The sequence below is a fragment of the Streptomyces sp. NPDC059582 genome, from assembly GCF_042735715.1.
Taxonomy (GTDB): domain Bacteria; phylum Actinomycetota; class Actinomycetes; order Streptomycetales; family Streptomycetaceae; genus Streptomyces.
Window position 1 is genome coordinate 38,342 of sequence record NZ_JBHWCC010000009.1, and the last position, 13,768, is coordinate 52,109.

At 69.6% G+C, this 13,768-nt stretch carries 4 protein-coding genes; 1 reads left to right on the top strand and 3 read right to left on the bottom strand.

Annotated features, from left to right (window positions below; all coding sequences use genetic code 11):
- Positions 1-95: 95 nt before the first annotated feature.
- A complete protein-coding gene (locus tag ACFV0T_RS10830; protein WP_385776741.1) occupies positions 96-2,432 on the top strand; it encodes a hypothetical protein in 2,337 nt (778 codons plus the stop codon).
- A 507-nt stretch (positions 2,433-2,939) separates the two neighbouring features.
- Here the strand turns inward: ACFV0T_RS10830 and ACFV0T_RS10835 are convergent.
- The 3 genes from ACFV0T_RS10835 to ACFV0T_RS10845 all read right to left on the bottom strand — a co-directional run bounded on the left by ACFV0T_RS10835 (position 2,940) and on the right by ACFV0T_RS10845 (position 13,681).
- Complete coding sequence (locus tag ACFV0T_RS10835) at positions 2,940-4,310, bottom strand: hypothetical protein (RefSeq protein WP_385777008.1); 1,371 nt, start codon at positions 4,308-4,310, stop codon at positions 2,940-2,942.
- Positions 4,311-5,215: 905 nt separating this feature from the next.
- Positions 5,216-12,133, bottom strand: coding sequence for a glycoside hydrolase domain-containing protein (locus ACFV0T_RS10840; protein WP_385776743.1), 6,918 nt, complete (start codon positions 12,131-12,133; stop codon positions 5,216-5,218).
- Positions 12,134-13,216: 1,083 nt separating this feature from the next.
- Positions 13,217-13,681: a hypothetical protein gene (locus ACFV0T_RS10845; protein WP_385776746.1), complete on the bottom strand. Its 465-nt coding sequence runs from the start codon at positions 13,679-13,681 to the stop codon at positions 13,217-13,219.
- Positions 13,682-13,768: the final 87 nt, after the last annotated feature.

Sequence of the window (13,768 nt, forward strand, 5' to 3'; positions counted from 1 at the left end):
AGTGACGAGAAATAACCCGAAAGGGCGACCTCCCTTCCGGGACTGGCCAGGCCGATCAGAGCTGGATATCTTCGGTCGTCGGGGAGAGGGGACCGATGGGGGATTCCTACGTCACGGACATCTCCGGACACCCAGCGTGTGAGGAGCTCCTCGCCGCCTGGCAGAGCTCGGACGCCATACAGAGGAAGTCGCTGGTACAAAGCATCGACGTTCCCGCTCCGATCGCCCTGCGCAGCCGGTACCAGGCGCTGCGGGACCCCGAGGGCTCCGCGGGCCCATGGAATCCGGACCTGACACCGGAAGCCTGGGTACGGCAGTTACGCCTGGAAACCGAAGGCGACAACGCAGTGAGAGCGGGTTCGCACAACGAGGCATTCGCCGCCGTCCGGGCCCTCCTCGAAGCGGAGACCGGCAACAGGCCCCGACTGCCCACAGTCCACGCCCACATCGGGCTCGGCAGGATCGCCGTGGCCCAGGAGGACATCGAAGCCGCCACCGAGCACTTCAAGAAGGCCGCGGCGGTCGCCGACGACTCGACGTACCGCTTCGGCCGCGTACAGGCACTGGTCAGCTGGGGGTACATGACCCTTTGGCACCACTCGGCAAAACCCGCCCTGGAGCAGCTCCAGGAGGCGGCGGACATCGCCACCGCCCTCGACGATCCGGCGTTCCAGGGCAACGCCGCGCAGCATCGGGCCGGAACCGCACGAGGGCGGGGGCACTGGGCCGAGGCGGTGGAACTGTTCACCGAGTCCCTCGCCCTGTACCGGGGGATCGGCGATCTGCTGGGCATGTCCCATGCCCTTGCCGAACCGGCGGAGGCACAAGAAGAGTGTGGCTCCGCGGAGGACGCGCTACGGACCTGGCGCGAGGCCGTCGTGGAGGTCGATTCCTACCGCGCCGACCACCAGGAGGAGTACCGGCGACGCTTGCGGGACATGTACAGGGGATCGCTGTCGGCGGCGGAGAAGCACCACTCTCCGGAGACCCTCGCCGTGGTGGCCGACTTCCTGGCCGGTCACCGGCTGGTGGGCCTGCTGGAGGCGAACAACACGGCCATGGCCGGCAACATGATGGATCGGCTCAAGGAACTGCCGATCAGGGCGGACCGTGGGCTGCTCGCGCACCGGCGAAGCACTCGTCCCGACGGAGACCGCTTCGGCGCCGAGCGCCGGCAGAGCCGGATACACCGCCTGGGCGCGTTCGAGGTCCGGCACAAAACCGAACCCCGGTGGGGGGAGTCCCTCGACGATCTGCTGGCGGCCGTCTACCTCCCACCGGCCGACGAGGGGGGCGCGCTCCTCGACGCACTGCCCAACGGATGCCACACACTCCACATCCTCCTCGACCTCGTCGACGAGGACCTGGTGCGCTGGGCATGGAGCGATGCGCAGGGCCGCTCCTCCATGGGCAGCGCTTCATCGCATGGATCTCTTCGAGCGGGAACGCCGATGGAACCTCAACCGGCTGTCCTCGGCGGCCGAAGCCCGCGAAGCCATCTGCGACGGGCGGGAACTGATGGTGCTTGCCGGGCACGGCCGCCCGCTCCCCGAAGCGGGCCACTATCCCGAACTCGACAAAGGGATCGCGCTTCTGGTCTCCCTGCCCGTGATCGTCGCCATGACGATGACGTCCTGGTGGCTGCCCCACGCCACCCCGACCGGGGATCAGGTCTCACGGCCCCGGGTACTCGACATGACGCCCACGGCGGTCGTCTGTGGCGAACCGGCCGGCGTATCGAAGGACTTCACTCTTCTCACGGAGCCGTCCGGCACCCCGCGCCGGATACCGGCCGCCAAGATCGAGGCACTGGCGGTCGTCGACTCCTGCCCCCGGAAAGGAGCACCATGAGCGGACTGAGCAGAACCGCCTACGACCGGACCGAGCTGGACTGGAACCGGCTGCGGCACTATGCGGAGAAGGTAGCCCGGGAAACCCGCGCGCCGCGCGGGACGCGGCAGGTCGTCGAACAGTCGGAGCGCACCCGCCAGGTCAAGAGCGGACTGTTCGGTCTGTCCACGCGGCAGGAAACCTACACCGTCGACATCCCACGGACGGAGACCGACGACTTCTGGGTGCTGCAGTCCCGCTCCTGGCACAAGAAGGAGCGCGGACGCGGGCGTCAGGCGGACGAGGACCAGAGCAACTTTTCCCAGTACTGCCTCACTGTGACGGGCGGCCTGGTGGTCAAGGAGACCTCGAGGACGGACGTGTTCCCCAAGGAAGGTCCGATGTTCTCGGACACGACGACGTCCGAACGACCGATGACCGCCGAAGACGTGATGCTCTTCGACTTCGAGGCCCTCCGGTACTACCGGGAGGACAAAAGGTTCACGATCGAAACCGACCGCGAACCCGACCACAACCGGCTCAAGCACCACGCGAAGGGAGTCGGCCTCTCCCTGGCCCTGAAGCGTCTCCACCAGAGCTGAGCGGAGCCGCTCGGTGGGAGAGGGCCACACTCGCCCGGTACTCTTCGGGCCCGCCCAGCGGCTGCGGTCGATTCCGCTTCCTGGCAGGGACCGTTCGACATGCGTCATGTGCTGAGCGTTGCCCGCCCAGAGCAACTGTGTGTGATTTACGGACCGTTCGCCATCGGCGATGGGCCTGTTGACGCAGTCGCGCGACCATGTCTCCCCGGCACTCGCGGCCGCTCCCCGGCGGTCGGGCAGATCACGGATCCGGCGTGCGGCGACCCGGATGGTCGCCGTACGGTCCGGCTCCGCGTTGAGCGCCTTGCAGAGCACGAACGAGCGGTCGGTGCATCCAACATCGGCGCCGGCGTCGCCGGGGTTGCGTCCGTGTCGCTTGTAGTGGCTGATGCGGGCTTGGTGTTGCCTCTGCGGCGCGAGGTCGATCAGTGCGGGATGTGGTCGATGGGCGGGGGCTGCCGGTGATGAGGCGGGTGATCTGGCGTTAGTGGGACGTAACAGGCCCGCTCAGGGGGCGATTCCGACGCCTTCGATGTGGCTCCAGGCCTTCTCTTTCGCGGCGGTCATCGCCGGCCAGGTGAGCCCGCCCGGTCGCGGCCTGACCCGTGAGGCATAGGAGGAGGGGCGGTAGTCGGGTGCGTGGAAGCATCCGGTGCCATAGGTGCGGTCGAAGTCTTCGCAGGACGCGGCGATCGACCGCGGGGTCGGCTTCTTTCCGGTACGTACCCAGGTATTGAGGGCGGAGACGGAGGCGGCGTACTCGGAGTCGCTGAGTTCGCTGTGCTCGGCTTCGCGGGTGAAGGTCTGGACGAGATTCCCGTCCCGGTGCGCGCCCCGGAGCGTGGCCCGGTAGGCCGCCTCGTGTTCGACGAACGCCGTCGGGTCGTCGATGGCGTGCATCGTCAGCACGGGGATGGAGACCCTGCCCGTGAGGTCGCTGTCGTAGGACAGGTCACGGACGGCGGCCGGGTCGGCGGAGAAGCGCTCGACACCGGCGTTGAGCGCGCCGTCGTCGTGTGAACCGGAGTACCGCACGCCCGCGTTGGAGAAGGGATTGCGGTCGCCGAGCCGGTTGTGCGCGATGTCGCGGAAGGTGAAGACCGAGAAGCGCAGATGTGACTCCAATGTGCGCTCCGGGATGCCCGTGACGGCCAGGATGTCGTCGAGGTTGCGCTGCTGCAGCGCGGTCCGCTCCTGCGGGGCGGAGGCGTAGCCGGTGCATTCCTCCAGACGGGCACGGAGCCCGGCGGTCGTCAGTGTCGATGCCGGTCGCAGGCCCTGCCACAGCGGGTACTGGGGCTCGGTGGGGCGGGGCAGGTTCTGGCAGTAGTACTGGTAGACCACGCGCAGGTCCACCCGGTAGTCGTAGCCGCGCGAGCCGCCGGCGAGGACACCGCTGGTGAGCAGCGCCCCGTCGTACCGGCCGTGCTTGCCGCCGTAGACCTCCACGACCTTGGCGGCGACATCGCCGCCCCAGGACTGGCCGTGCACGTACGTGCGCCTCGGGTCGCCGAACCGGGACACGAACAGGCGACGCAGGTTCTCGGTGTCGGCGGCGGCCATGCGCGTGCCGTAGCCGCCGCGGCGATACGACGAGCCGGCCCAGGCATAGCCCTCCTCCACCATCACCGCCCAGCGGTCCAGGTCGCCGACGCTGCGCTCCGGGTCGGATCCCTCACCCAGGTCGGGGCCACCGTGGGCGTGGACGACGAGTGAACCGTTCCACGCGGTGGGAATGCCGATGGCGTAGTAGGCCCCGTTGGCGTCCTGGCCGGTATAACAGGTGGCCTTGCCCAGGAGAGCGGCGGGACACGTCGCGGGTGCCGGATACCTGTCCCCGGCCTGTGCGAGCGGTGCCTGGGTCAATGTGCCGAGCACCACCGAGGCCAGACAGGTGGTCAGGGCCACGGTGCGGCGTCGGCGGGAGCGGTGTGACCGGTGTGACCGGAACCAGTGCGTGACGCGGGCGAGCGGTCGTGACGTCTTCAAGGTGCGGCTCCTTGCTCCGACAGACAGGTTGCTGCCCTTCGGGCCGTGATGCTAGGCAGGCGGCGCGAGAAGAGCCATGGAACCGATCGTTGTGTTCATACTGTTCAGCGGCGTCCCGTGCCCCCGTCTCTGCCGCACGTTTGGCGCGGCTCTTCCAACGCCGCGACCGTCATGAGGCGTGCCGCTCATGTCCCAGAGAGAGGACGAGCATCCGCGACCGCCTCTACCGTGGGAGGAGGTCAAAGCACAGGAGGCCGCGGCACGGGGGCTGTTCGCGCCGTGCGGCTCCCTGCCCGACGGGCCGTCGGACACCGTCCTGGCGTGGAAGTGGACGATCCGTTGTCGTCCGCACCCGCTGTCCCCGTTCCGGCCGTCCGTCGCTGCGTGCCGGTACACGCTCGCGCGTATGTCCGCCGTCCGGGAACCATGGCTGCGGGCGATCCACGACTGGGGGTGCTGACCCGTCAGAGGGCTTGGCGGACCCCGATGTTGGGTTCATCATCGCCGAAACCACCACGTAGTCGACCGGTCGGCCGGTGCGGGGACTCGGCGGCTGTGCTCCGCCGCCGGGAGCGCGCCGGCACCCGGCAATGGAGCGCCGCACCGCCGCCGTGAGCGGCCGCACCGCCGCCGTGAACGGCCGTATCTCTGCCGTGAACGGCCGTGCCGAGACGCCGACGGCCCCTCCGGATGAACAGCGATGGTTCATCCGGAGGGGCCGCTCGCCACCGGCGTGCCCAACGAGGATCAGCAGGATCCTGGCGCGGCTCCGCGGCGGACGGTTCGTCGGGCGGTCACAGCGTGCCCTTCCCTCCGGCGGTTCCCATGGGTTCAGCCCACTCCGCCGCCGGCGACCAGAGTCCGGCGCTGTCGGCGGAGCCCGGTCCATTGCCCCCGGCGCTCCACAGACCGGATGCACCGGCGTGGCGGTCACCGCCGTTGCCGCCGGCCGCGATCGGTCGGTCATCGCGGTCCGTGGGCTGGAAGCCGACCGTGTAGGTCCGGGTGACCGAACCGTTGGCCGAGGTCACCTTGATGGTGCGGGTGGTGAACCGGTGCCCGGTCGACGAGAGGACCGAACTGCCGTCGGTGACCTTCACCCGTGCGCCGGACTGGGCCGGTACGGCGGAGACGGCCGGGATCCTCGCGCTCTTGGGCCAGTCGACGACGTACGTGGACACGTCCGGATCGAACCCGTCGATCGCGACGCCTCCGACGGTGATCGCCTTGGCGTCGGCGACACTGGCCTTGGTGGCGTCCGAGAAGTTCTTCACCGTGACCGACCCGTCGGCGTTGACGACCACGTGCGCCGCCATCGCGGCCGCCAGGTTGATCCGCTGCCAGCTCGCTCCGCCGTCCGCGGTGAGGTCGAGCGGGTACCCGGAGTCCGTCGCGGTCTGCTCGAGGATCTGCGTGCGCTGCTCGGTGGTGAGGTCCGGGAAGGCCGTGATCAGCAGCGCCGCTGCGTCGGACGGCGTCTTGAGACCCTGCCCGGACTTCCCCACCTGGGAGAACCCATAGGTCAGGCGACGCGTGTACAGGTCGATGTCCTGCGCCCTGCTCAGGCCGGCGTAGGAGTCGCCCTCGCAGGCCGCGAGCGTGTCGCCGTACCCCTCCTTCTCGCACTGCGCGAGCAGCACGTTCTCCATCTCGGTGTGGGCCTGCATCAGCAGATTCGCGAAGTCGGGGTCCGCCCACCGGTGCGCCACGGTGGCCTGTCCGGAGATCCGGCCGCCCATGACGTCCAGCGGGTAGTGGAACCCGAGGACGATGCGGTTGTCCCCGTACTCCGAGGTGCGCGCGAGGATCGACGGTGCCAGTTCCGGCAGGAGCGTGGCGAGGATGGTCCCGGCCTCGTAGCCGCCGTAGGTGTGGCCACTCGGGTACGAGCCGCTGGTGGTGAGGCTGCCGTACGAGCCGTCCTGCGACTCGTAGATGTAGCCGCCGTCGCCGACGAACCCGAGCCGCACGTAGGGGCGCTGGTAGCCGTAGTGGTTCTTCGCCGCGTCGACCTTGTCGAGGTTCTTCGTGACGCGGGAGAACAGCGCGCTGGTCTTCGGCAGGCCGCCGCCGTTCAGGGCGTCGAGGTAGATCCGGCCGAGCCGGGAGCCTAGGCCGTCGGCGATCGTGACGGTGCCGCTGTTGGTCGCGTCGACCTCGGCCCGGTCCACCTCCTTCTGCGTCGCCGCGTTGTTGATGCGCACGGCGATCTGGTCGTTCTCAGCGGTGAGCGGGGTGCCGTGGGGCACCTTGGTGTTGGCGGCGAGGATGTCGGAGCCGAGGCCGTCGATACCGTTGAGCAGACCGTAGAAATAGTCGGTCCCGTCGCCGGTCCCCGGCCACTTGTCCGACGCGTAGGTCGCGTTGAGCGTGTCGTCCGGGAAGGGCGACGGCTCGTACGCCGGGTCGGCGGCGCCGGCCGCGGCGGTCGCCACGGAGTCGCCTGCCGAGGCGGTCGCGGCGGAGTCGTCCGAGGTTCCGGCCAGGGTGACCGCGGTCACGGTGGCCGTGTGGGCCTTCGCCTTGCCCGCGGTCGTGAGCAGCGCCGTGTCCGTCGTGGCGGAGACGTGCGCGGTGGTTCCGTCGCCGAGGGCCACGGTGTAGCCGATGATCGGGAATCCGCCGTCACCGGCCGGCCGCCAGGCCACGCGGACCTGCTCGCCGTCGGTGATCACACTCGTCACGCTCGGCGCCTGCGGCTTGCCGCCGCCGGTCACCACGGGTGCCGTGACGGCGCTCGGGTGCGAGGTGCCGACGGCGTTCACCGCCTGGACGCGCGCCGTGTAAGACCTTCCGGCCCTCAGCCAGGTGAACGTGGTGCACGGGCTGTCCGGATCGTCGATCTTGATCTGGTGGCCGTCGCTGAGGGTGATCCTGTAGCCGGTGACCGGCGAGCCGCCGGTGTCCTCGGGTGCGGACCAGGCGACGGTCACGCTCGTGCCGGACGAGGTCGCCGACACGGCGTCAGGCGCGGCCGGCACCGCCTTGGGCTTCGTGGTGAGCGCGGACATGGCGTGGTGGAGGGCGTCGTACCCAGCGGTGAGGGTCGCGTCCGTGGCCGCGCCGTCGGCGACCGCGGTCTTCGCCGCGGCGAGTGCCTCGGTGAACGCCTTCCACGACGCGTCCGTGTAGCGGGTGTTGTCGAGGGCCGACGCGGTCGCGACCAGGTCCTCCAGCTTCAGCCTCGGCAGGGGGATCAGCTGCTTGGCGGCGAGGGTGAGGCTGCGGGTCTGCGTGTCGACCTCGAGCTGCGTCGCCTCATCGGCGGCGACGAGGGTGCGTGCGGCCGCGAGTTCACGCCCGTACACACCGAAGTCGATCGCGTCGTAGCGCTCCGCGTCGTCGGCGAGTCCCTCGTACTGGTCGATAGCCTTCCGCAGGGCGGACTTGTCCGTGACGGCGGGCGTGTCGACGTGGTTGAAGGTGATCCGGCCCAGGTTCGCGACGTACGGGTGCGAGGAGTCCGGGTTCGTCGTCAGCCGCAGATAGACGGTGTGCGTGCCGGTGATCGCCTTGGGCAGCGTCACGCTCGTCGTCCCTCCGGACGACCACGCGGCTCCCGTGACCGGCAGCGGCACGGTCGCGTACGGCGTGCCGGGGCCGGCCGCGTCGAAGGAGTCCAGGTAGAGCTGCACGGCGGAGCCGGTGCCGCAGCGAGCGGAGTTGTTGACGTAGGTGATCGTGACGGTGCTCTTCGGGGAGCCACCGAAGTCGATGTCCCCGTAGGTGAGCCAGGCGCCGTTGTAGGTGCCGCCGAGGTCGGTGGTGGAACCCGCGCCGGTCCAGCCGACCGGCTCGCTCTTGAGGCCGCCGCCGCTGTGCGAGCGGAAAGCGGTGGCGTCGAAGCCCACGGGGGCGTCGGCGTCCTGCGTCAGGGTCAGCGAGTAGACGTTGCCCACGTACGGCTGGGCGGCCGATTGCGTGCTGGAGAGGAAGTCGGCGCGCACGTCCTGGACGCCGGTGAAGACACTCGGGTCGAGGTGCACGCTGGTGGTGGCGATGGTTCCCCAGCCCGATCCGCTGTACTCGAGGGGGATGCTGATGGTCTTCGGGCCGTCCTTCGAACCGAGGTGCAGTTCGATGTGCGAGTCCGAGGCCGCGCGCGACTGGGGCTTGTCATAGCGGACGGTGACGGTGTCGGCGCCGTCGCGGAGGTCGGTGTCCTTCCATTCGGCCCACGCGCCGTTCGTCACGTTCTCGAAGATGCCGTTCGAGAGATTGAGCGGTGACGAACCGCCGCCGGTAGTGGTGCTGTTGACCGCGGTCAGCGTGGCGAGTGTCGTCGCGGGGGACGTGGCGACCTCGTAGGGCGAGAACTGGTACCAGTCGAAGTTCGACACCCACTGCTGGCCGGCCGGGGCGTGGAACACGAACGTCGCGCTCGACGCGCCCAGCAGGGCGTCCGGGTCGGTGACGGCCGCCTGCACCGTGGTGTAGTACTGCCAGCCGCCAGTTCCGGGGAGCTGGACCGTGGCGACGACGGGACCGTCGGCCGCGCCGGCGTGGATGTCGACGCTGCTCGGCTTCGCGTTCGTCGCCTGCGAGTTCGCGTAGCGGACCGAGATGGTCCGCGGGGCGACCCCGCCGAAGTCCAGCTTGGTGAACCGCTCCCACGATCCCTCGGTGACGCCACCGAGGTTGCCGTCCGAGTTGTTCCGCTCGCTGACGAGGCTGGGGCCCTCCTTCTGGTCGGGGGACTCGGCCTGCAGGACGGCGTAGCCGCCCTCGTCGATGGTGAGCGTGTCGATGGCGGACCGCAGCGCGTCGTCCGCGGCCATGATCGTGCCCGTCGCGGAGGTGGTGTCCGTGAGGACGGTCCGCGCGTGTTCGAGCGCCGACCGGAACAGAGTCCACGAGCCGTCGGAGTAGTTCCCGCCGCGGACCAGGGACGCCTGGTCGACGAGTGCGCCGAGGGCCTCGCGATGTACCGCGGCGGCGGAGATGACGAGCGGGTCGGTCGGGGATATCCCGGTGCCCTTCACCGTCGAGGCGCGCACGCCGTGGGCGAAGGCCGCGTCGTGGAAGGTGATGCCGAAGCGCGCGTCGACCCGCGTGGTGCCGGTGAGCGACAGCGTCGCCGTGCGCGAGCCGCTGACGCGGAGGTCCGCCGTGACACCGCCCGGCAGGCCGGTCACGGTCGCCGCTCCGGTCTTGGTCAGGCTGGTTCCGTTGCGGGCGGCGAACGACGCCGGTCCGGACAAGGTGAGCTTCACGCTGTCGCCGACGCGGCCGTCCGCGGCGGTGTCCACGGTGCCCGGACGGGCGGAGACGACGGTGTCGCCCTTGCCCGTTCCCGCGTCGCCGTCACCCGTGTCGCCCGAGTCGGTGTTCAGTGAGTACGCGGGCTCCGTGTGGGCGCCCCACTGGGAGGGCTTGGAACCCATGGCGAAGTCCAGGGTTCCGCCCGCGATGATCTGGGAGTAGTCGAGCCACGTGTTGTTGAACCGCTTGCCGTTGAGGGTCGCGTTCTGCACGTAGTAGTTGCTCGGCGACACGCCGTCGGCCTTCACCGTGAACCGGCTGCCGTTGGCGTAGGTGATCGTCGTGGAGTCGAAGAACGGGCTGCCGATCTGGAACTGGCTGGAGCCGGCGGTCACCGGGAACAGGCCCAGGGCGGCGCCGACGAACATGGTCGACATGGTGCCGGCGTCGTTGTCCATGGTCGGCAGGAAGCCGTTCGGGGAGAGCTTGTAGACCTGGGTCTTGATCGGCGGGGTGAACTGGCCGCCGGAGCTGGGGGCCTCGTTCGTGGAGCCCGTCGCGATGTAGCGGTTCCAGGTCGTGCCGGTGTAGATGGCGCGCACCCACTTCTGCGTCAGGCTCGGCTCGCCGACGTAGTTGAAGAGGTACGGGGCCTGGAGGTCGATCTCGTTCGCGTTGGAGTGCAGCATGGTCGAGCCGTCGTCGGCGCTGGAGTCCTCGCCGAACATGTGCTTGACCGCGGCCTTGCCGGCCTTCTCGCCGCCCATGGCCTTGATGAGGCCGCCCATGTCGTACGCGTCGTACCAGTGGTACTGCCAAAGGGTGCCCTGGTAGAGGCCCGCCGCCTCGAACTTCTCGTAGTCGGCGCTCTGCCAGTCGCCGTTCGCGGCGCGCGGGGTGAGCAGACCGACCTTGGTGCCGTCGGCCGCGGTCCAGGCGCCCGACCTCACGAGGTTGTCGATCGCCATCGTCGACTGGGTACGCAGCTTCTTCGCGTCGTCCTTCTTGCCGAGCGCGTCGGCGACGACGGACAGCGCCCACTGGTCGTAGCCGCGCTGCACGGTCGTACCGGGGTCACCGGTGACGTACCCCTGCCGCAGCTGCGCGCCCGTGTAGTACCCGGAGTACGACAGCAGCGCCGGGTACGCCTCGTCGAGCCGGTCGAAGTTCTTGAAGCCCTTCGACAGCGCGTCGGCGACCAGCACGGCCGAGCGCTCCCAGCGCACGGTCGGGACGGAGTGGGTGAGGCTGCCGAGGCTCTTGCCCGAGGTACGCGCGTCGGCGAAGAGCACGACGAGGGACTGGATCATGTCCCGGTAGGTGGCCGGGTCGATGTAGGACTCGACGGAGTACTTGCGGAAGTCGTCCCAGGTGGACCAGCCGTCGTAGTACGTGAAGCCGTTCGCCTCGTGCACCGCGCCGTCCGCGCCGCGGTACGTCCCGCTGGTGCTGGTGGCGTTCACCGGCAGCGCGTACATGCGGTACAGGTGCGTGTAGAACTCCTTGGTGAGCGTCGACCCGGGGTCGGACTTCACCGAGGAGCGCACGTCGACGGCGCCGAGCGCCTTGTTCCAGTCCGCCTTCGTCTGCGCGCGCGCCTGGTCGAAGGTGAGGTCGCCCACCTCGTTGTGCTGGTCGGTCGTGGCCTGCTCCGCGCTGATCGGCGACAGCGTGATGCGCAGCTCGATGTCGTCGCCGGCGGCCTTGTCGAACCCGAGGACGGCGCCGGTGTCGGACCCGTCCTGCGCGGTCGCGTCACTCAGCTTGCCGTCGTTGCCCCAGCTCTTCAGGGAGGTCACAGGGACGTTCGTGGTGGCGGCGTAGTACAGCTTGTACGAGGCGCCGTTGAACGAACCCGCGATGAGGCCGGTGATCGACGTGGTCCCGTTCGGGAGCGTCGTCGCCTTCATCGTCGAGCGGGTGCGGCTGGTGAAGTTGTTCGCCAGGTCGAGGACGAGCTCGGGGTTCGCCCCGGCGGGGAAGCTGTACCGCTCCAGCGCCGTGCGCGTCGTCGCGGTCATCTCGGCCTTGATGGTGCCCGAGTCCTGCTTCACCGACGACGCGGTTCCGGAGATGGCCCCGAGGCCCACCTGGTAGGAGCCGGGCGCCGCGCTCTCGTCGTCGTGGCTGTACGCGTGGGCGTAAGTGCCGGCGGCGGGCCGGCTGTCGTACTGCACGGAGGTCGGGACGACGAGCAGGTCGCCACCGCCTCCGGAACCGCCGACGCCGTCGAGGTTCGTCGCGGTGAACCCGGCGATGTGGTCCTCGTTGTAGTCGTACCCGGTGTGGTTGCGGTTCGGCGTGGTCAGCGGGTTGACCTTGGCCAGACTGTGGGGCGCCTGCGCGCCCGGCAGGTCGTTGCCGTCGTCGCCGGCGGTCGACACGAACGGGTCGACGAGCTTCGTGTAGTCCGTCCCGCCGGACCCCGCGGACGTGGTGGCGACGGGCACTGCTGCGGCCGCGCCGCCACCCGCCAACGCGGCGAGGCCGAGCGCCCCGGTGACCAGCATCGCAACGGTCGCGCGCAGGGGCCGGCGACGCCGGCCGGGTCTAGGACGAATCACGCGGGGCAAGGGGGGATGGGATCTGATAGGCACGTAACCTCTCCAGCGTCGCTGTACGCACGCACGGTCCGACCACACCAGAAGACAACGTTGTCAGCCCGGGGCGCCGGGCGTGCAACCCAGAGTGAGATGGACGTGGACACACAGGCTTGCACCCGCACGCCGGTTTGCACCCGCCGCGTTCACGACCGTCCGACATCACACACGGAGAAGGCGTACAGCGGGCGAACAATAGCCGTACAGCACGCGCGAATCGGACGCGCGAATCGGACGCGCGAATCGGACGCGCGAACCGGACGCCGCGAAGACGATGCACGACAACGCGCGGCAGCGCGCGACAGCGCACAGGGAAAGCAGTCAGTAAGGCACGGGGAAGGCGGTCATGGAACTGTGCGGATGAGCGACCGTCAGTCGAGGCTTCTTCGGGGCCTCGTGTACCGGCGCACCTCGGCGTGGGCCAGGCCCAGCGTCGGGGACCGGCCGGCCGGGTAGGGCCGCACGGACACAGCCGCGGGCTCGGCCGGCAACTCGGCCCGCCCTGCGGTCTACTCCGACGACGCTGGTGCCGCCGCGGCACACGGCGTCTCGTTCCGCTCAGCCTTCCCGCCGGGAGGCTCCCGTTCCCCCCTTGGTGCTCGACCGGCAGGACGTAGCCGATGGCGGGGTCGAAAGCGGGGTCGAAGGCGAGGTCGAAGGCGGGGTGGATGACCCGCACTTCGGCCGCCGGCGGCTCCATGTCCGAGGCCGGGCGTGGTTGTCAGGCCCCGCGACGTGTGCCCGGACACCGGCCTGGCCCGAGCTGTCGTACCTTCCGGGCCCGCGATGGACGGGCCCGGAAGGTCGGTACTTCAGCCGTCCCCCGATGCGATCGCTGAGCCCGTCGGCTCGCTCACCCTCTGGTGATGCTCAGGGCTCAGGGCTCAGGGCTCAGAGCTCAGGGCTCAGCGCTCAGGCCATGGCTGGGGCGGCTGCCCGGCTGCCCCGGGGACAACCCTCCCGGGACAGCCGGGCGTCGGTGCGCTGTGGACGTCAGCCGAAGTTGTACACGGTGACCGTGACGGATCCGCCTTCGCCGCTGATGGTGTACTCGCCGGGGCCCGTGTACGGCACACAGCCGTCGGCGAGGATGTCGTCGTCGTTGATACCGGTGTCGTCCTCGCCCACGAAGGCGCACACCTCCGTGACGGGGTGGGGAACGAACCTGTGCTCGGCGCCGCCGAACAGGGGGTAGCGGGGCAGGGTGGGGGTGTTGATGTCACGGTCTGGGTGCTCCCACAGGGCGGTCTGCTGGCCCCACGGCGCCCTCACGACGACTTCGCCGTAGGGCTCGGGCAGGTCGTTGTCGTCGCTCTCCCGGGGGTTGGAGAACACGATCGAGTACGTGATGGGCCCAGCGGCCGCCTGGGCCTCGGCCGCGCCGACACTCGCCCCACCGACCAGCATCAGGGCTGTTGAGGCAAGGACCGCCAACCGGCCCATCGAGTTGGAACGCATTCCTGTCTCCTTCGACTCTTGGTAGTCGTTCGACTACGTTGCGTAGCCTATGGCGGGTGTGAGGCGCCTCTCCCGGACTCATGGGCA